16 protein-coding genes and 1 riboswitch are annotated in these 18,759 nt (G+C 67.9%); of the genes, 7 read left to right on the plus strand and 9 right to left on the minus strand.

Features of this window, described 5'->3' with window-relative positions:
- Positions 1-10 precede the first annotated feature (10 nt).
- Entirely contained in the window at positions 11-655 is a 645-nt protein-coding gene (locus tag FAZ97_RS16380) for a DUF4136 domain-containing protein (protein WP_158759510.1), read from the plus strand.
- Between the two features lie 100 nt (positions 656-755).
- On the plus strand, positions 756-1,136 hold the full coding sequence (locus FAZ97_RS16385) for a VOC family protein (RefSeq protein ID WP_158759511.1): 381 nt from the start codon (positions 756-758) through the stop codon (positions 1,134-1,136).
- A gap of 7 nt (positions 1,137-1,143) precedes the next feature.
- Here the strand turns inward: FAZ97_RS16385 and bluB are convergent, their stop codons facing one another.
- Genes bluB through FAZ97_RS16405 form a run of 4 tightly spaced genes read right to left on the minus strand, consistent with a single transcriptional unit; the run spans position 1,144 to position 4,174 of the window.
- A complete protein-coding gene (gene bluB / locus FAZ97_RS16390) occupies positions 1,144-1,836 on the minus strand; it encodes a 5,6-dimethylbenzimidazole synthase (protein WP_158759512.1) in 693 nt (230 codons plus the stop codon).
- A complete protein-coding gene (locus FAZ97_RS16395) occupies positions 1,820-3,130 on the minus strand; it encodes a cobyrinate a,c-diamide synthase (protein WP_158759513.1) in 1,311 nt (436 codons plus the stop codon). The genes bluB and FAZ97_RS16395 overlap by 17 nt, the downstream gene beginning before the upstream one ends.
- Positions 3,131-3,134: 4 nt before the next feature.
- Positions 3,135-3,737 (minus strand): cob(I)yrinic acid a,c-diamide adenosyltransferase, encoded by a 603-nt coding sequence (gene cobO, locus FAZ97_RS16400; RefSeq protein WP_028205563.1) that lies wholly within the window; start codon positions 3,735-3,737, stop codon positions 3,135-3,137.
- Between the two features lie 59 nt (positions 3,738-3,796).
- Positions 3,797-4,174 (minus strand): cobalamin biosynthesis protein, encoded by a 378-nt coding sequence (locus tag FAZ97_RS16405; RefSeq protein ID WP_158760955.1) that lies wholly within the window; start codon positions 4,172-4,174, stop codon positions 3,797-3,799.
- Positions 4,175-4,387: 213 nt separating this feature from the next.
- A riboswitch (cobalamin riboswitch) is annotated at positions 4,388-4,654 on the plus strand.
- 225 nt (positions 4,655-4,879) lie between these two features.
- Between FAZ97_RS16405 and cobW the strand changes: the two genes are divergently transcribed.
- The 4 genes from cobW to FAZ97_RS16425 all read left to right on the plus strand — a co-directional run bounded on the left by cobW (position 4,880) and on the right by FAZ97_RS16425 (position 11,498).
- Positions 4,880-5,971 carry a cobalamin biosynthesis protein CobW gene (gene cobW / locus FAZ97_RS16410; RefSeq protein ID WP_158759514.1) on the plus strand — a complete coding sequence of 364 codons (1,092 nt, stop codon included), beginning with the start codon at positions 4,880-4,882 and terminating at the stop codon, positions 5,969-5,971.
- 27 nt (positions 5,972-5,998) lie between these two features.
- On the plus strand, positions 5,999-9,793 hold the full coding sequence (cobN, locus tag FAZ97_RS16415) for a cobaltochelatase subunit CobN (RefSeq protein ID WP_158759515.1): 3,795 nt from the start codon (positions 5,999-6,001) through the stop codon (positions 9,791-9,793).
- Positions 9,790-10,833 carry an ATP-binding protein gene (locus FAZ97_RS16420; RefSeq protein WP_158759516.1) on the plus strand — a complete coding sequence of 348 codons (1,044 nt, stop codon included), beginning with the start codon at positions 9,790-9,792 and terminating at the stop codon, positions 10,831-10,833. Before cobN ends, FAZ97_RS16420 begins: the two co-directional genes overlap by 4 nt.
- A 203-nt stretch (positions 10,834-11,036) precedes the next feature.
- Positions 11,037-11,498 (plus strand): vWA domain-containing protein, encoded by a 462-nt coding sequence (locus FAZ97_RS16425; RefSeq protein WP_407671854.1) that lies wholly within the window; start codon positions 11,037-11,039, stop codon positions 11,496-11,498.
- A gap of 7 nt (positions 11,499-11,505) precedes the next feature.
- Here FAZ97_RS16425 and FAZ97_RS16430 read toward each other — a convergent pair whose 3' ends face one another.
- Complete coding sequence (locus FAZ97_RS16430) at positions 11,506-12,456, minus strand: flagellar brake protein (protein ID WP_158759517.1); 951 nt, start codon at positions 12,454-12,456, stop codon at positions 11,506-11,508.
- Positions 12,457-12,702: 246 nt separating this feature from the next.
- Between FAZ97_RS16430 and FAZ97_RS16435 the strand changes: the two genes are divergently transcribed.
- A complete protein-coding gene (locus tag FAZ97_RS16435; RefSeq protein WP_158759518.1) occupies positions 12,703-14,220 on the plus strand; it encodes a sensor domain-containing diguanylate cyclase in 1,518 nt (505 codons plus the stop codon).
- Between the two features lie 10 nt (positions 14,221-14,230).
- On the opposite strand, the gene cobJ is transcribed toward FAZ97_RS16435, so the two are convergent.
- From cobJ to cobG, 4 genes are read right to left on the minus strand one after another with little or no spacing between them, the layout of a single operon-like run.
- Positions 14,231-15,943, minus strand: coding sequence for a precorrin-3B C(17)-methyltransferase (cobJ, locus tag FAZ97_RS16440; RefSeq protein ID WP_199272140.1), 1,713 nt, complete (start codon positions 15,941-15,943; stop codon positions 14,231-14,233).
- Positions 15,931-16,662 carry a precorrin-2 C(20)-methyltransferase gene (locus tag FAZ97_RS16445; protein WP_158759519.1) on the minus strand — a complete coding sequence of 244 codons (732 nt, stop codon included), beginning with the start codon at positions 16,660-16,662 and terminating at the stop codon, positions 15,931-15,933. The genes cobJ and FAZ97_RS16445 overlap by 13 nt, the downstream gene beginning before the upstream one ends.
- The gene (locus FAZ97_RS16450; protein ID WP_158759520.1) at positions 16,663-17,289 is read right to left on the minus strand and encodes a precorrin-8X methylmutase; all 627 of its coding nucleotides are present in this window, start codon (positions 17,287-17,289) and stop codon (positions 16,663-16,665) included.
- Positions 17,282-18,667: a precorrin-3B synthase gene (gene cobG / locus FAZ97_RS16455; RefSeq protein WP_158759521.1), complete on the minus strand. Its 1,386-nt coding sequence runs from the start codon at positions 18,665-18,667 to the stop codon at positions 17,282-17,284. Before cobG ends, FAZ97_RS16450 begins: the two co-directional genes overlap by 8 nt.
- Positions 18,668-18,759: the final 92 nt, after the last annotated feature.

The following is an 18,759-nucleotide window of genomic DNA, read 5'->3' on the forward strand; positions in this document are numbered from 1 at the left end:
CGAGATGCGCATGAATAACCCAATGGAGTGTTGCGTGAAGACCTTGCAGTCGATTTGTCTCCTGTCGATTCTCGCTGCCCTCGCCGGATGTGCGAGCGTGACGACCGACGTCGCGGCCACTGGCGCGTTGCCCGCTGCGGCCAGCCAGAGCGCGAACTACCGTTTCGCGCCCACACCCGCTCAGGCCGACGCGGGCGAGATGCTTCCGTACCAGGCCTTGCTAAGCGATGGTCTCGCGCAGCGCGGCTTCAACGCGGGAACGCCCGAGGCGGCGCGCTATCTCGTCTCGGTGGCCTGGGCCACGCGTCCCGCCGATGTGAAAGTCGTCGATGCCGATTGCGGCGCCGCCTGCACGCCTGCCGGGGGTGCGTCGCTGCCGTGGTTCGGACGGCCCTACGTGCATACGTTGACGCTGCGTTTCTTCGCGTTGCCCGATGGCGGCGAGGTCTACAAGGTCAGCGCCGTCAAGCGCGATCGCAACGCCGACGCACGCGAAGCCGTGCCGTACCTGGTAGCGGGCGCGCTGGCACGCCTGCCGTACGCGGGCGCGCCGCAATGGCGCGTCAAACTGAAGAGTCCGCCCGACGCCGGCACGACCGATCATGCGCCGGGCATGCCGGAAGTGCTCTCCGTTTCGCCGGTCGACACGCAGTAGGGTTCAGGGCAACTTTCCCCAGGCCGCGCTCGCCGCGAAGGCGCTATGCTGGCTCCCGAATCTGGCGCAACGGTTGCGCGCAGATACACGGGAGTCGCTCATGTTCGATCATATTGGATTGCGCGTGCAGGATCTCGCACGCAGCGTGCGTTTTTACGAGGCGCTGCTCGCGCCGCTAGGCGTCGTGGTGTGCATGCGCGACGACACCTATGCGGGACTCGGCCAGCCTGGCGAACCTAAGCTTTGGCTGCACGCCGTTTCCGCCGACGCCGCGCTCGCGGCGCGCGGCGTGCATGTGGCGTTCGCGGCGCCGAGCCGTGCGGCGGTCGTCGGGTTCTACGAAGCGGGCTTGCGCGCAGGTGCGAAAGACAACGGCGAACCCGGAGTGCGTGCCGACTATAGTCCCGACTATTACGCAGCATTCCTGATCGATCCCGACGGCAACAACGTCGAGGCCGTCTGCTACGCGCGCGAAGCGTGAGCGCACGTCAGCCGCCGGGCATGGGGTCCGGCGCCGCTTTGGGCACGCTGGCCGCCTCGTCCTGCGGCCAGCGGTTTTCGAACACGCATTCGCCAAGCGGCTTGCGTTCGGCCCACTTCTCCATTTCGAGCATCGGCTGCGGGTAAAACGCGTCGACCTGACCCACGCAGAGTATCGCCACCGGCTTGGCGCCGGGCGGCATGGCGAGCAGGGCGCGCACCTCGTCGACGTCGAAGATCGACACCCAGCCCATGCCGAGGCCCTCGGCGCGCGCCGCGAGCCACATGTTCTGGATCGCGCAGGCCACGGAGGCGAGGTCCATTTCCGGCAACGTGCGCCGGCCGAAGACGTGGGCTTCGCGGCGGTCCATCAGCGCGACCACGAGCACCTCGGCGCAGTCGCGCATGCCTTCCACCTTGAGCTTCATGAACTCGTCGCGGCGCTTGCCCAGCGCATCGGCGGTTGCGATGCGCTCGCGCTCCACTGCCTCATGAAGTTGCTCGCGCAACGTGTTGTCCGTGATGCGCACGATGCGCCACGGCTGCATGAAGCCCACGCTCGGCGCGTGATGCGCGGCGTCGAGCAGGCGTGCCAATGTCGCGGGATCGATGGGGCCCGGCGCGAAGTGCCGCATGTCGCGGCGCTCGTAGATCGCACGGTAGACCGCCGCGCGTTCGGCTTCGTCAAAGGGCTGTGCCATGGAAGAGTGCGGCCGCGAAAGCCGGGTTGGAGGGCCAGTAAGCGTGCATATAGGTGGCCGCGATCGAGCCATGCCGATACAGCGCCTCGCTGGGCGCGCCAGTTTGTGCGTGGCGCGCCGTAAGCGTGGGCGCGAGCGGCGTGGCGATGCGCGAATAGTGAAACGTGTGGCCGCGCAGCGCGCCATGTGCACCGTCGATCTGCTGCATGCCGAGCGCCGCGAAGCGCTTTTGCATGACCGCCTCGCCGGGCAGCATGCCGAGCATCGGCGTGCGCGTGCCTTCTGCGTCGGTGAGTGTATCGAGCAGATAAAGCATGCCGCCACATTCGGCCACCAGTGGTTTTCCCTTGGATACATGCGCGCGCAACGAATTCGCGCTTTGCGTATTGCGCGCGAGCGTCGAAGCATGTAGCTCGGGATAGCCGCCGGGCAGAAAGATTCCATCGGCGCTGGCGGGTGCGGGCTCGTTCGCGAGCGGCGAGAAATAGCTTACGTTCGCGCCGAGCGTTTCGAGCAACGCAATGTTTGCGGGATAGAGAAACGAGAACGCGGCGTCGCGTGCAATGGCGATATGGCGGCCTTCGAGCAAGCGAGGAATTGATTCGCCATGCGAAGGATTGGAAAACGCCACCGGGGGCGGCAAATCAGCGAGCGCGGTTTGCGCGAGCGCGTCGGCGGCGCGTTCAATGCGCACGTCGAGGTCGTCGATCTCCGCGGCCTGATGCAGGCCGAGGTGACGATCGGGCAGCGCCATCGTCGCTTCGCTCGTAACGTGCCCTAGCCAGCGCAGGTCGGCGGGCAAGGCCTCCTGCAGCATCTGCGCGTGGCGTGGCGAGCCCACGCGATTGGCCAGCACGCCATGAAACGGCACTTCGGGCCGAAAGCGCGCGAGACCGAACGCAATTGCGCCAAACGTCTGCGCCATCGACTTCGCGCTCACGACAGCAGCCACCGGCACGCCAAACGTGGTGGCGAGATCGGCGCTGCTCGGTGTGCCGTCGAACAGGCCCATGACGCCTTCGATGAGGATCAGGTCGGCTTCGCGCGCGGCCTGCGCGAGGAGGGCGCGGCACGCGGGTTCGCCCACCATCCATAGATCGAGCGAAAGTACCGGCGCGCCGCTCGCACGCGCGAGGATCATGGGGTCGAGAAAATCCGGCCCGGTCTTGAACACGCGTACGCGCCGGCCTGCACGGCGGTGCAGGCGCGCGAGGCCCGCCGTAAGCGTGGTTTTGCCCTGGCCCGAAGCGGGCGCGCTGATGAAAAGCGCGGGGCAGGCAAGCGTTGCGCTCATGCGCTCAAAACTCCACGCCCTTTTGCGCCTTCACGCCTTGCTCGCGATACGGATGCTTCACGAGGCGCATTTCCGTGACGAGGTCGGCGGCCTCGATCAGCGCGTCGGGCGCATGGCGGCCCGTGACGACCACGTGCACGTGCGGCGCGCGCGAGGCGATCACGCCGAGCACTTCGTCGAGCGGCAGGTACTCGTATTTGAGCACCGTGTTGAGCTCGTCGAGGATCACCATCGCGTACTCGCCGCTTTCGATCATGCGCTTCGCTTCGTCCCAGCCCTTGCGCGCGGTGGCGATGTCGCCGTCGCGATTCTGCGTGTTCCAGGTGTAGCCGTCGCCCATGGTCACGAAATCGCAGTGCGCGACGCTGCCGAGAAAGTCGCGTTCGGCGGTGTGCAGCGCGCCCTTGATGAACTGCACGACGCCGAGTTTCATGCCGTGGCCGAGCATGCGCACGGCCATGCCGAACGCCGCAGTGCTCTTGCCCTTGCCGTTGCCGGTGTTGACGATCAGGAGGCCCTTTTCGTGCGTCGCGGCGGCCTGCTTTTTCTCGTGGCCCTCGCGGCGGCGTTGCGTCATGCGTTGGTGCGATTCGGGGTCGGTTTTCATCGTCGTGAGTCGGTTCTGGTGATGGGTGGGCGCTGAGCTGCGAGAGCGCGACGCATGATTCAGGGAGGATTCACGCTGGCGATGGCCACAGTCACGCCGTCGAGCGCCAGCTTGCCTCGCACGAGCGGACCGCCGCCCGCAGCAAGACGCGCGCAGGGTTCGCACACGCCGTCCACACCGAATCGCGCTTGCGCGGCTGCGGAAGGCGGCGCGCTCGCGGGCGTCGCGACGAGTTGCTCCCGCGTGTAAGTGTGCAACGGCAGCGCGTGTGCCGCGCAAAACGCTCGCAACGCGGGTTCGCCGGCTTTGGCGTCGAGCGTGGCCACCGACGCGACGCTTTGAAGCGGCCACATGCCGAGCGCGGCGCGCACCGCTGCCTCAACCTGCGCGAGCGAGACGCCGCGCCGGCAGCCTATGCCGAGCGCGAGCGACGGCACGCGCTGCGTGGACTCCAGCGCGGTTTCGATCGAGGCTGCGCGTGCGGCGCGATTTTCGGCAGGATTCACGGCGGGGGCGTCGATCGAAAGCGTGACGGCGGAAGTGAAACAAGCAAAAAACAGTCGTATTCCGGCCCGAGCCGGATGCGCGCTACGATAGCACACGCTTTTGCGGCTTCCCACGCGTTCCTTGACGCGCAAGCCCCCCGCGCCTACACTCGCACGCACTCTGGTGCTCGCGCGCGATTCATGATGCGTGCGCAGTTAAACGGGAATCAGGGAGCCATCCCGCCTCGGGCATGGCCAACCTGAACTGCACCCGCAACGGTACAACGAGCGCGGCGTTCGCACGAATGCCGCAAACCGCTTCCATGCTTTACGCAGTCCACGCCACTGTGCGAGCCGGCCGCAAGGCCGCCCGCGCGGGAAGGCGAAGCGGTGTTTCGTCAGTCCGGATACCGGCCAGATACGTGGGATTCGCGCTGCGGGGATGCGGTGCCGGGTCCGTGATATTCATGCGTCAGCCGGGCGAGGCCCGGGTGCGTTTCTGGTCGTTCGTCCCCCTGCAGGTTTTTTGAATCGTTACGCGTGAGCGCGTCTGCATGGATACGTGCGTGCTCGCTTAACGACTTCCCGACACCCGCGCGAACGGCTAACGCGACGGACCATGCCCCGCTATCCGGCCTGGCGCCGAAGGAGCACTTCATGCAAATGCGCAAGATTCCGGTCACGATCGTGACGGGCTTTCTCGGCAGCGGTAAAACCACGCTGCTGCGTCACATTCTTCAGCACGCGGGCGGTCTGCGCGTCGCGGTCATCGTCAACGAATTCGGCGAACTCGGTATCGACGGCGAAATTCTGCGCGGCTGCGGCATTGGCTGCGACGAGAACGGCAACGAAACGGAAGGCCAGCTCTATGAACTCGCGAACGGTTGCCTGTGCTGCACCGTGCAGGAAGAGTTCTTCCCGGTGATGGAGAAACTGCTCGAACGTCGCGGCGAGATCGATCACGTGCTGATCGAAACCTCGGGTCTCGCGCTGCCCAAGCCGCTCGTGCAGGCGTTCAACTGGCCGTCGATTCGCAACGCGTTCACCGTCGATGCGGTCGTGACCGTCGTGGACGGCCCCGCCGCCGCGAGCGGCCAGTTCGCCGAAAACCCGCAGGCCGTGGACGCACAGCGCCGCGCCGACCCGAACCTCGATCACGAATCGCCGCTGCATGAGCTGTTCGAAGACCAGCTTTCAGCCGCCGATCTCGTCATTCTCAACAAGACCGATCTGCTCGACGAAGCGGGTCAGGACGCGCTCATCGCCGAGCTGCGGGAAGAACTGCCGATGCAGGTGAAGATCGTGCGCGCGCAGCACGGCAAGCTCGATCTGCATACGTTGCTTGGTCTCGAAGCGGCCTCCGAGGAAAGCATTCATCTGCGGCACGACCATCACGGTTCCGCCGACGATCCCGATCATCATCACGACGAGTTCGACTCGGTCGTGGTGTCGGGTGCGGCCGCTTCGCGCGAGAGCGTGATCGAGGCGCTGCAACAACTCGTCGATGCACACACGATCTATCGCGTGAAGGGCTTCGCCGCACTGCCTGGCGCGCCGATGCGTCTCGTGATTCAAGGCGTGGGCCGCCGCTTCGACAGCTATTTCGACCGCCGCTGGAACGCGCAGGAGAGCGCGGCGCAGCCGCTCGCGAGCCGCTTCGTTCTGATTGGCGAAGATCTCGATGGCGCGACGCTGCAAGCGGCGTTCGACACGGCGCTGGCGAACGTGCAGACCGCGGGCGCGAAGTGAACGCACTGAGCTAGACGAGGCCGCATCATGCATTTGCTGCGCACCACGCCGGGCGGTTTTGTCGACGACACGCAGGGCGTCATCCGCATCGACCAGCAGCCCGCCGAAATCGTCGTGCTCAGTTCGGCGGACACGACGCTCGCGCTGCTGGCGAGCGTCGTGCCGCGCTTGCCCGCGGGATTTCCGAGCGTGCGGCTCGCGAACGTCACGTATCTGCGCCAGCCGGCGTCGGTGGACTTCTACGTCGAAGACGTGTTGCAGCACGCGCGCGTGGTGGTGGTCGATCATCTGGGCGGCGAAACGTACTGGCCTTACGGCATCGAGCAGGTCGTCTCGCTTGCTGAGCGTCGCGGGCAATTGCTCGCGATGTTTTCGGGCGACTTGCAGGAAGACCCCAATCTCATCGCGAAGAGCCGCGCCGAGCCCGAGTTCTGCCGCCTGCTTTGGCGCTATCTGCGCGAAGGCGGCGCGGCGAACGCCGAGTCGTTTCTGCGCGCGCTCGCATGGCGCGCATTCGACTGGGGCAGCGAGCCTGCGCCGCCAGTCGCGCTGCCGGCCGCCGCGCTTTATTGCCCGCAGCGCGACGTTGCGACCATCGACGAATGGCGCGCGCGCTGGCAACCCGGCGCGCCGGTTGTCGCGCTGCTGTTTTACAAGGCGCATTTGCAGGCCGCGAACACGGCCGCGTTCGACGCACTCATTACCGCGCTGCTGGCGCGCGGCATGAACCCGCTGCCGCTTGCGATCACCTCGCTCAAGGACGCCTTGAGCCGCGACGTGCTCGATCAACTGGCGGCCGAGCACCATGTCTCGCTGGTGCTGAACACCACGGCGTTTGCGGCTTCGTCGCTGGACGACCCCGAACCGCTCGCGCTCGCCGGCGACGCGCCCGTGCTCCAGGTGATCCTGAGCGGCGGCAACCGCGACGACTGGGTCAAGGACAATCACGGCCTGAATTCGCGCGATATCGCCATGCATATCGCGCTGCCCGAGGTGGACGGCCGCGTGATTACACGCGCGATCAGTTTCAAGGGCCTGGCGTACCACTGCAAAGAGACGCAAGTCGATGTCGTGCGCTATCAGCCCGATCTGGAACGCGTGGCGTTCGTGGCCGAACTCGCGCGCCGCTGGTGCCGTTTGCGCAGCCTGCCGAACGCGGAGAAAAAGCTCGCGCTCGTGCTCGCGAACTATCCGATGAGCGAAGGGCGGATTGGCAACGGCGTGGGGCTCGATACGCCTGCCTCCGTGGTTGGCATTCTGCGCATGCTTCGCGACGAAGGCTACCGCGTAGCCGATCTGCCCGAAGACGGCGACGCGCTCATGCGCATCCTCACGCAGGGCGTGACGAACGATCCCGACACGCGCGCGCTGCGCCCCGCATGGCAGAGCCTTTCGCTCGACGACTACCGCGCGCGCTTCGCGCAGTTGCCCGCCGAGGCGCAAAACGCGCTGATCGCGCGGTGGGGCGCGCCCGAAGCGGACCCCACGGTGCGGCGCGGCCGCTTCATGATTGCGGGCTGGCGCTGCGGCCAGGTGTTCGTGGGCATCCAGCCTTCGCGCTCGCGCGGCGACGATACTTACGCGAACTACCACGACGCCGAACTCGTGCCGCCGCACGCGTACCTCGCGTTCTACTTCTGGCTGCGCGAGACGTTCGGTATCGACGCCATCGCGCACGTGGGCAAGCACGGCAATCTGGAATGGCTGCCGGGCAAGAGCGTGGCGCTTGCCGACACCTGCTGGCCCGACATGGCGCTCGGGCCGCTGCCGCATCTGTATCCGTTCATCGTCAACGATCCGGGCGAGGGGAGCCAGGCCAAGCGCCGCGCCCAGGCCGTGATCGTCGATCACCTGATGCCGCCGCTCACGCGCGCGGAAAACTACGGTCCGCTGCAGGATCTCGAACGTCAGGTCGATGAGTATTACGAAGCATTGATGGTGGACCCGCGTCGCGCGAAACTGCTGCGCAAGACGATACTCGCGACCATCATCGAGCATCGGCTGCACGAGGAATTGAGCGTCGCCGCGCCCGAGGATCAAGCAGGCGAGGATGAACTCCTCACGCGCGCCGACGCCTACCTGTGCGAACTGAAGGAAGCGCAGATACGCGATGGCCTGCACACGTTCGGCGAATCGCCGCACGGTCGGCAGCGTTGCGACACGCTGCTCGCGCTGGGACGTTACGCATGCGGAGACGGGCAGGGCGCGAACGCGGGCCTGATCGACGCGATTGCGCGTGACCTGCGCATCGATCACCTGGTCGACCCGGCCACGGTGGATTGGGCTGCGCCGTGGGAAGGCCCGCGTCCATCGCTGCTCACAAGCGTGAGCGATACCCCGTGGCGTCATGCCGGCGACACGCGCGAACGCCTGGAGATGTTCGCGGCCACGCTGATCGAAGGTATTTGCTTAGGCAAACGAAACGATGAGGCGGTTCAATCGCTGCCGCACGCAGCCCAGGTGCTTGCGCGCCTGCGCGACGACGTGCTGACGCGCCTCGATGCCTGCGGGCCGGAAGAGATGCGCCAATTTCGCCGCGGTTTCGAAGGCCGTTTCGTGCCGCCGGGCCCGAGCGGTTCGCCTTCGCGCGGCCGTCCCGATGTGCTGCCCACGGGGCGCAACTTCTACTCCGTCGATACGCGCGCCATTCCCACGCAGGCCGCGTGGGCGCTCGGCATGAAATCGGCGCAGCAACTCATCGAGCGCCATCTGCAGGAGCACGGCGATTACCCGCGCGCCGTGGGGCTTTCGGTCTGGGGCACCGCGACGATGCGCACCGGCGGCGACGATATCGCCCAGGCGTTCGCGCTGATCGGCGTGCGGCCGAAGTGGGCGGCGGGCAGCCAGCGCGTGACCGACTTCGAGATCATGCCGGTCGAGGCGCTGGACCGGCCGCGCATCGACGTGACGCTGCGTGTTTCGGGATTCTTCCGCGACGCGTTTCCCAACGTGATGCATCTGTTCGACGCAGCCGTGCAGGCCGTGGCCGATCTCGACGAGCCGGAGCACCAGAACCCGTTGCGCGCTCGTGTGCTGCGCGAACGCGACGCGCTGGTCGCAGGCGGCATGGCCGCCGACGAAGCGCGCCGCCGCGCGGGATGGCGCGTGTTCAGCGCGCGGCCTGGCGCCTACGGCGCGGGCCTGCAGTCGATGATCGACCATCGCCAGTGGCAAACCGACGCCGATCTCGCGAACGCGTACCAGGCATGGGGAGGCTACGCCTACGCGCAAAAGAGCGCGGGCGCCGAGGCGAGCGATGCATTCCGCGCGCGTCTCGCGACGCTCGACGTCGTGCTGCAGAACCAGGACAACCGCGAACACGACCTGCTCGACTCGAACGACTACTACCAGTTCCAGGGCGGCATGGCCGCGGCGGCGCGGCATTTTTCGCAGGCGCAGCCGGCGCTGTATCACGCCGACCACAGCAACCCCGCCGCGCCGCGCATTCGTCCGCTACACGAGGAGATCGCGCGCGTGATCCGCTCGCGCGTGGTGAATCCGAAGTGGATCGACGGCGTGAAACGTCACGGCTACAAGGGCGCGGCGGAAATGGCGGCGACGGTCGACTATCTGTTCGGCTACGACGCGACCGCGCGCGTGGTGGGCGACCATCAGTACGCGCTCGTCGCGAACGCCTATGTGCACGACGACGACACGCGCGCCTTCATGCAACGCCACAATCCGCACGCGCTGCACGCCGTGTGCGAGCGCCTGCTCGAAGCGATCCAGCGCGGTCTCTGGCAGGAGCCGGGCGAGCATCGCGCGCAACTCGAACACCGTCTGCTCGAAGCCGGGCAGCATCTGGAAGGATCAGGACCATGAGCGCTGCGGCCACGCGTCCCGCGTTTCCCTTTACCGCGCTGGTCGGCCAGGCGCCGTTGCAGCGCGCGCTGCTGCTCGCGGCCATCGACCCCGCAATCGGCGGCGTGCTCGTGAGCGGGCCGCGCGGCACCGCGAAATCCACGGCGGCGCGCGCGCTCGCGGCGCTCCTGCCGGAAGGCGCGTTCGTCACGCTGCCGCTCGGCGCAAGCGAAGACAAGCTGATCGGCACGCTCGACCTTGAAGCGGCGATGCGCGAGAGCGCTGTGCGTTTCGCGCCGGGGCTGCTCGCGCGCGCGCACGGCGGCGTGCTTTACGTGGACGAAGTGAACCTGCTCCCCGATGCGCTCGTCGACGTGCTGCTCGACGCGGCGGCGAGCGGCGTAAACACCGTGGAGCGCGATGGCGTCTCGCACTCGCACGACGCGCATTTTGTGCTGGTGGGCACCATGAATCCCGAAGAAGGGGAGTTGCGTCCGCAGCTGCTCGACCGCTTTGGCTTGATGGTCGAACTCGGCACGCCGTATGACGTGGAGGAACGGCAACGCATCGTCAAGGCGCGTCTTGCCTTCGACGCCAATCCGCAGACGTTTTGCGCGGCGCGCGAATCCGAACAGCGCGCGCTTGGTGAACGCATTGCAGCGGCGCGCGAAGCGCTCGCCGGGCTCGACTGGAGCGATGCCGTGCACGAGCGCGCGGCGCAACGTTGCATCGAGGCGGCGGTTGACGGCCTGCGTGCCGACCTGGTGATGCTGCGTGCGGCGCGCGCGCTCGCCGCGTTCGAAGGCGCGGATGCCGTGACACCGGCACATGTCGATGCGGTTGCCGACTGCGTGCTCGCGCATCGGCGGCATACCATGCCGCCGCGCTCCGATGTGCCGTCTGCCACCGAGCCGAAGCCGCCCCAATCCGCTACCGCGCCGGAGCGCGAAGCAAAGCATACCGAAGCAACATCGGATGCCGATTGGGGCGAGCTGCCGCCCGAGCCCGTCGCGGCGGAGGCGGTGAAGGGCGTGATCCCGCTGCCCGCAAAAAAACGCTGACCCGTCGGGCACAGGCCGCCGCCTTCGCACAGGGCGGCGCTCGACGGCGAGAAGGCCCGGGGCGCGGTCCCGCGCAAGTCGCAAAGCACGGCGAGCGCATTGCCTGGCCGCCCACGCTCGCGGCCAAACGCGCAGGGTCGTTGCACGCGCAACATCTCCGCTTCGCCAGGCGCAAGACAGGTTCCGGCGCGCTCCATTGCTTCGTGCTGGACTGCTCGGCCTCCATGCTCGCGCGCGGCCAACTCGCGCTCGCCAAGGGTTTGCTGATCGCGCTGTTCGACCGCGCCCGCGCCGAGCGTGTGGAAGTGGCGCTAGTCGCCTTCGGCGGCGCGGCAGCGGAATTGCGTTTCGGGCCCGCCGTGCCGCGCTGGTGGAACGAGCGCTGGATCGAGCCTATCGGCGGGGGCGGCGGCACGCCGCTCGAAGCGGGCATTGGCCGCGCGGCGCGCGTGCTGGAGACGGCGGCGCGCCGCGACCCGGCGCGCGCGCGCCATCTCTGGCTGTTCAGCGACGGCCGCACGACGCAATGGCCCGCGCGGCCGCGTCACGCGGACCACGTCACGGTGATCGATTGCGAACTCGGCGCGCTGCGCGTGGGGCGCTGCGAGGCGCTCGCGCAGGCATGGGCCGGCGAGTGCCTGGACGCTCAGGCGCTGCTCGCGTGAGCCGGCGTTAGCGCACGCTGCCGGTCCAGTACAGCACGTCGTCCTGACGATCGAATACGTAGACTTTCATCGCCATCTGTTCGGCGGGCGTGAGGCGGTCGAGTTCGAGGCCGAGCGTCGTGTGCGCGGGGTCGGCCGCTTCCGCCTGCACGTTGCGGATGACCGCGGTGGTTTCGATTGCCGTTTCGTTCTCGCCCGAACGTAGCTGGAATGCCACGCGCAACCGCTCGCCAACCTTGCCGAGCGCCCACGCCGCGCTGACCGAAAGCCCGAGCGCGCTGATGCCGCGTGCGAGCGCCACGCCGTCATAACCCGCGCCCTCCTCGCCGATGCCGTAGCGCACGGGAAATTGCGCGCGCACGCGAATCGAGCGGCGCTCGCGCAGACGGCGGATGTTGGCGGGCTTCGAAAGCACGAGGTAGTCGAGCGGCGACTGGCTGAGCGCATGCACGGTGCATACGAAGCGAAAGACCGCCTGGCTTGCAATCGCGACGATCTCCACGTTTTCGCCTGGCGTCACCGCGATGGGGCGGCCATCGACATAGGGTGTCGTCACGAAGAGCGCCTCGTTCGGCGCGAAGCCGATCAGGCGGCACGGGTGCATGGGTGCGCCGCTCGCGCCCATCTGCGGACGCAGGCCGGTCAGCGCGCCGATGGTCAAATGCATGTCGCGGATGGCGGCGGTCGACTCGCCGCCATTGGCCGAGGCCGCCGCGCTTGGCGCTGCGCCCTCGGACCTCTGCACGTCGCCGCGATACGGCACGAAGTGCTTGAACAGAAAATCACGCTCCGCTTCGCCCACCAGCACCGAGCCGGTGTCGAGCAGCAGGGCGCCGTCGTGATCGACGACAGGCCAGGCGAGCGGCTCGCCGACCGGCATGGCGTCCGGCGTGAGCAGGGCGGCTTCGGTTGCGGCGTCGCTGGCTTCGGCTTGAGCTTCAGGGGTCGGGTGGGTCATCGGCGCAGGGTGGTCGGTGAGCGAATCGACTTCGCGGGTTCATCTGGTTTACGGCGCTACGACAGGGAAATTAAGTGCGTGCCGCGTTTCGAAGGCGGTTTCGCGAGCCGCAGTATGATGAACCCCGAACGCGATCAGCCATTGGCCGGCAAGCGCGGCAAGCCTAACGAGCGGAGCAAGAGGAAAGGCCTCATGGAGCTCTGGAAACGATGTTTGCGAATCCCCCGACGATGGAATCGGGCGCTCATGCAGTGGGTCGGGACCCATCCGTTCATCGTCGGCACGATGGGTTCGCTCGTCGGCGTGGCCATCGTGGCCATCGTGCTGGTGGGGCTGATGCAGCAGCGCACGCAGGCCATCGTCAGCACGCAGCACAATTCGGCCGCGCTCGTTTCGCTGATGTCGAACGACCTCGAGGCGAATTGCGGCATCTACGACCTGTTGCTGCTCGACGCCGCCGATAGCGCGCGCGACCCGCGCACGCAAAGCCTGCCGCCCGACATCCGCCGCAAGCTGCTGTTCGGCCGCGTGGCGACCGGCGCCTATCTCGACGACGCGTTCTACGTCGACGGGTACGGTCATATCGTCGAATCGCAGGACGGCCGCGCGTATCCAGGCGTCAATCTCGCGGACCGCGACTATTTCACGGCGCAGCGCGAGCGCTCGGTCGGCATGTATATTTCCGACCCGATTCGCTCGCGTGTGCGCGACGGCCACTATTCGATCGCGCTCTCGCGCCGCGTGACTGAGCACGATGGCTCGTTCGGCGGCATCGTGATGCTTACGCTGCGGCTCGTCTACTTTCAGCAACTGTTCGACCGGATCGACGTCGATTCCAAGGGCAGCGCGTTCATCATGCTAAGCGATGGGACCATGCTCGCGCACCGCCCCTATTCGGACTACGAAGTGGGCGCGCAAATCGGCGAACTGGATTACGTCCAGCCAATGCTGAAAGCGAGCGAGGGCGTGTTCATCGCCGCGGGCGAGGACGACAAGGTCGAGCGCATCTATACGTTCAAGCGCGTTCCGCATACTTCGCTCATCGCGGTTGTCGCGCCTTCCGTGGACGGCGCGCTCGCCGCATGGCGCCATCGTCTGCGCATCTACGCGCCGATGACGTTGATCTTCGGCGCGCTAGTCGCCGCTTCGTCGTGGCTGCTCGCGTTTTCGCTGCGCGCGCGGCTGGCTACGGAAAAAGAGTTCGAGCGTCTCGCGGTCACCGACGCGCTCACGAGCCTCTACAACCGGCGCGCGCTCGACTTGCGTATCGAAACGGAATGGCAGCATGCGAGACGCGCGGGCGAACCGCTTTCGGTGCTTTTCGTCGATATCGACAAGTTCAAGCTGTTCAACGACTTCTACGGGCACGCCGAGGGCGACAAGGTGCTCGCCGCCGTGGCCCGCGCGATACGCGAGGCCTGCCGCCGCGGGACGGACATGGTTGCGCGCTACGGCGGCGAAGAGTTCGCCGTGGTCCTGCCGGCCACGTCTTTCGACGGCGCCGTGAAAATCGCGGAAGGGGTGCGCGAGCAAGTGGCGGCGCTGGGAATCGTGCACGAGCACAGCGAACACGGCACGCTGACCGTGAGCATTGGCTGCGCCACCTGTGTGCCGCGCGAGCGCACGGGCGCGCAAGCGCTGCTGCGTGCCGCCGACGCCGAGCTTTACGCGGCGAAGCAGGCGGGGCGCAACCAGGTGAAAGCGCGCGAATTCGAAGGCGCGCCACCCGACCCGCGCGATTCACTCCCCACCTTGAAGGTGTGAGCGCGCCTTTTTATTCGCCATCCTCACGATACCAGCGCGGCGTATAAATCCACTCGCCGCCGTCGCCGCGAGCGAATCCGCGCGTAGCCGACGACCCGACGATCACCATCGTGCGCATATCGACGTCCGCCGAACGCAGCTCGCCTAGCGTCGTGGCGCGCAGCGTTTCGCCGGGTCGGCCCACGTCGCGGCCGAGCACCACGCGGGTGTGCGGCGCGCGCACGCTGCGCACGACGTCCAGCGCGCGATCGAGCTGCCAGGGCCGTGCACGCGAGATGGGGTTGTAGAACGCCATCACGAGATCGGCCTGCGCCGCGTGCAGCAGGCGCTTTTCGATCACCGTCCACGGCTTCAGGTTGTCGGAAAGCGACAGCATGCAGAAGTCGTGGCCGAGCGGCGCGCCGACTTGCGCCGCCGTGGCGAGCGCGGCGGAAACGCCTGGCACGATCTCCAGTTCGACGGCATGCCAGCGCGGGTCGTCGGCGCCTTCGAGCGCTTCGAGCACGGCGGCCGCCATGGCGAACACACCGGGGTCGCCCGACGAGACCACGGCCACGCGCCGCCCCTCGCTCGCCATCTCGAACGCGTGACGGGCGCGCTGCAGTTCTTCGCGGTTGTCGGTGGCGTGGCGCTGCTGGTCTGCGCGAAACGGTCCCGCCATCTCCACATAGGTTACGTAGCCGACGATATCGGTCGCGTTGTCCAGCGCGGCGCGCGCGGCGGGCGCGAGCAGATCGGCACGGCCAGGGCCGAGGCCGAGCACCGTGAGCTTGCCGCGCGAGCGGCCCAGCGCGAGCGGGTCGAGCGGCGCGGCGGCGCAGGCCAGCGCGATGCCGTCTTCGTTCGGCGCGTAGCGCTCGATATCGGCGGCCAGGGTGAGCGCGGCGAGCGTGACTTGCGGCGTGGGCTCCGCGCTATCGACGAAGCGCAGCGGCACGCCGAGTTCCGCTGCCGCTTGCGCAAGCGATGCATCGCACATGTGCGCGGCAGGGGCGGCAAGCGCCGCGAGCGCGAGCGGCGCGAGGCCGTGCGCGTGGAGCGCGCGGCGCACGCCTTCGGCAAGCGCCTCATGCGGCACGCCCACGGCCGCGACGATGCTGCGCGGATGAATCACTAGGTCGTCGGGGCTGCCGTTCCAGGCTTGTGCGCTCACGCGTATGGCATGACTCGCCGCTACGTCGCGCGGCAGATCGACGTGCTCCAGCCACGGCGCCTCGCCGTCCACGCGGGTCGTTGCGCCCGCAAGCAGATCGGAGACGAAACGCTTGCCTTGCGCGAGGCTCGCGAGCGCGTAGCCCGCGGGCGGATTGAGCAAACAAGTGCCGAAGCGCAATTCGCCGCTCGTCGTGATGGCGGGCGCAACCGCGAGCGCGGCGCCAATTTCGCGCGCCATGACGTTCACACCGGTGAGTCCGCCGAGCAGCGGCACGACGGCGCTGCCGTCCTCCGCGAGTGCGAGCACAGGCGGCTCCGCGCCTTTGTTCGCAAGCAGCGGCGCGAGGCACCGGATCACGATACCCGCTGCACACAGCGCGACTATGGGCATGCCGCGCGTATAGCATTCGCGCAAATGCGCACCAAGCTCGCTGAACGCGACATCGCCTTCCACGCGGCCTTGGAGCGCATGGATTTGCGCACCCGCGTAAAGCGCCTGCACGCGCCGCGCAGTGGCAAGCGCGCCGGGGCCCAGAACGACGATGGCGGGCGGCGTCACGACTGCCATTTCACCCCCGGCACGACGAGTAGCGAGAAGTAGGGTGAAGCCATGGGATCGACGTCGTCGAGCGGGACGATGCGCTGGTTCGCCATCGTTGCGCGCTCGACGTACAGTGCGCGATGCGCGAGACCCAGTTCGCCCAGCACGCGGCGCACCTTGTCGAAGTTGCGGCCCAGTTTCATGATGACGGCGGCGTCCGCGTCGGCCAGTCGCCGGCGCAATTCGTCCTCGGGCAGCACGCCCGAAAGCACGGCGAGGCTCTGGTTGCGGTAGACGAGCGGCACGCCCAGCACGGCCGCGCCGCCCAGCATCGAGCACACGCCCGGCACGACTTCGGCTTCGTAGCGCGCGGCGAGCCGGTCGTGCAGATACATGTACGAGCCGTAGAAGAACGGATCGCCTTCGCAGATCACGGCCACGTCGCGTCCGGCGTCGAGATGGCGCGAAAGCATTTCTGCCGCGCCGTCGTAGAAGTCGGCGATGATCGCCTCGTACGAGAGCGGCGGTTCGAGCGCTTCAGTCGTCACGGGGTAGACGAGCGGCAGGCGTTCCTGCTGCGCTTCGAGATGGGCCTCGACAATGCCGAACGCATTGCCTTTCTTGCCCTTGGCCACGAAATACGCGACAACGGGAGCGGCCTTGAGCAGGCGCACGGCTTTGAGCGTGAGCAGTTCGGGGTCGCCGGGGCCGACGCCAATGCCGTGCAGACGTCCTTTGCGGATCATTTATTCGGTCTCCGAAGCGAGTGCGTTGACGGCGGCGGCGGCCATCGCGCTGCCGCCGCGGCGGCCGTGCACGACGACGAAGGGCACGCCGTGATGTTCCGCGGCGAGTTGCGCCTTGGACTCGGCCGCGCCGACAAAGCCCACGGGAAAGCCGAGGATGAGCGCGGGACGCGGCGCGCCGGCGGCGATCATGTCGAGCAGGTGAAAGAGCGCCGTGGGCGCATTGCCGATCGCCACCACGCTGCCGGCAAGATGCGGCCGCCACAGTTCGAGAGCGGCCGCCGACCGCGTATTGCCAAGCTCGCGTGCGAGCGTGGGCACGGCGGGGTCGTCGAGCGTGCAGATGACGGCGTTGTTCGCGCTCAGGCGCGCGCGCGTGACGCCGTACGCGACCATTTTCGCGTCGCAGAGTATGGGCGCGCCGGCTGCGAGCGCGTTGCGGCCCGCCGTGCCCGCGCCTGCGGAAAACGCGAGGTCGGCGACGACGTCCACCATGCCGCAGGCGTGAATCACGCGTACGGCGAGTTTTTCGAGGTCGGCGGGAATGCGCGAGAGGTCGGCTTCGGCGCGGATCGTCGCGAACGACTCGCGATAGATCGCGTGGCCGTCGCGGATGTAATCAGACATCTTGAGTGCTCCGGGGCCGCTGCGCGAGTGCGAGCGCAGCGGCTTCGATCGTCAGGTTGCGCGCGACGAGCCGGCCAAAGCGGCTTTGAGTGTCGTCGCGCTCGTACAGGTCGTAGTGGTCCGGTTCGCTGGCGAGCAGCGTGAACGGCGCGCAATGCGCGGCCGCGCAGGAGCGTTCGCAGCCGGTGAGGTGCGCTTCGACGCCGGGCGGCAGCACGGCGGCGAGACGTTGTGCATCGGCTTTCGTATCGGCGCGGCTTTTTGCGCATCCCGTCGAGCCCGTGCAGGCGATCAGGCGCGCGAGCGGATCGTCACGCGAGACGATCAGGCCGAGCGCGTGCAGGCGTTCGAGCGCAGCGGGCATGACGCGCGCGGGCACGTTGGGCAGCAGCAGGCCTTGCCATGGCGTTACCCGCAGCGTCGCATCGCCCGAGTCTTCCGCGAGCGTGGCGAGCGCGTGCAACGTAGGCGCGTCGAGACGGCCGAGCGCGGGCTGCGCGCCCACGTAGCCGCTGCCGTCGGCGTGCAGCGCGTGCGCGCCCAGGCGCAAGCCGGCGGGACTCGCCTCGCGACGCCAGGCGTGCAGCGCGGCGTCGTCACGCATCAGCGCGAAGCCGCCATGATCGCGCGCGCGTTGCAGCAGGGCGTCGAGCGAGTGCGTGGCCAGCACGTCGCGCATGCGTGTTGCATCGGCGCTCGCGAGATCGAGGAACGCGTGGAGCAGCGCGCGTATCGATGCGCAGATATCTTCGCTTGCCAGCGTGCCGATGGGCTGTGTTGCAGGGCTCCCTGCGAGGCCCAGCGCAAAGCGCACGCGCGCGCCGTGCGGCAGCGCCGCGAGCCAGATGTCGTGGGGATGTTCGAGCATCGCCATGCGCTCGCCGCCGTCCAGTTGCAGCGCGAACTTGGGCGAGAGCGCGGCGAAACGCGCCTCGCGCTGCATCATGTCGATGAGCGCGGCGGCGAGTCCCGACGTGTCGCACGAAGCATTCGGGTCGATTCCCGCGAGCGGGCTCAGCATCACGTTGCGCAATTCGTCGGCGGCACAAGCGTGCTCGACAGGGCTTGCGGCGTCGATGCCGTCGGGCCCGAAGCCAGCGCCGATCAGCGTGGCGCTCAACGCCGCTTCTTCGCCCGCGCGCACGCCGCGAATCTGCACGTTCGCGCGATTGGTCAGTTCGAGCACGCCGCTGGCATGCGCCAACGCAGCCTCGGCGAGGGCGCGCGCACGCGCGGCGCTCAGCATGCCGCCGGGCAGGCGGATGCGGCACAGGCCGCCGTCGCGCGCCGCGACCACGCGCACGAGCCCCGGGCACGCCGAGGGGCGGAGCGCGGCCAGTGCAGCAGCGGGCGAGACGGGCTTCGTTTCGTGTTTCAAGGGAGTACCGGGTAAGCATCGCGCGGGAGCGGCGCGTTGCCCGCAACGTGAGCGGGAAACGGCAGCGGTATCGGTACACCCCGCCCGATATG

This window comes from Paraburkholderia acidiphila (assembly GCF_009789655.1).
Classification (GTDB): domain Bacteria; phylum Pseudomonadota; class Gammaproteobacteria; order Burkholderiales; family Burkholderiaceae; genus Paraburkholderia; species Paraburkholderia acidiphila.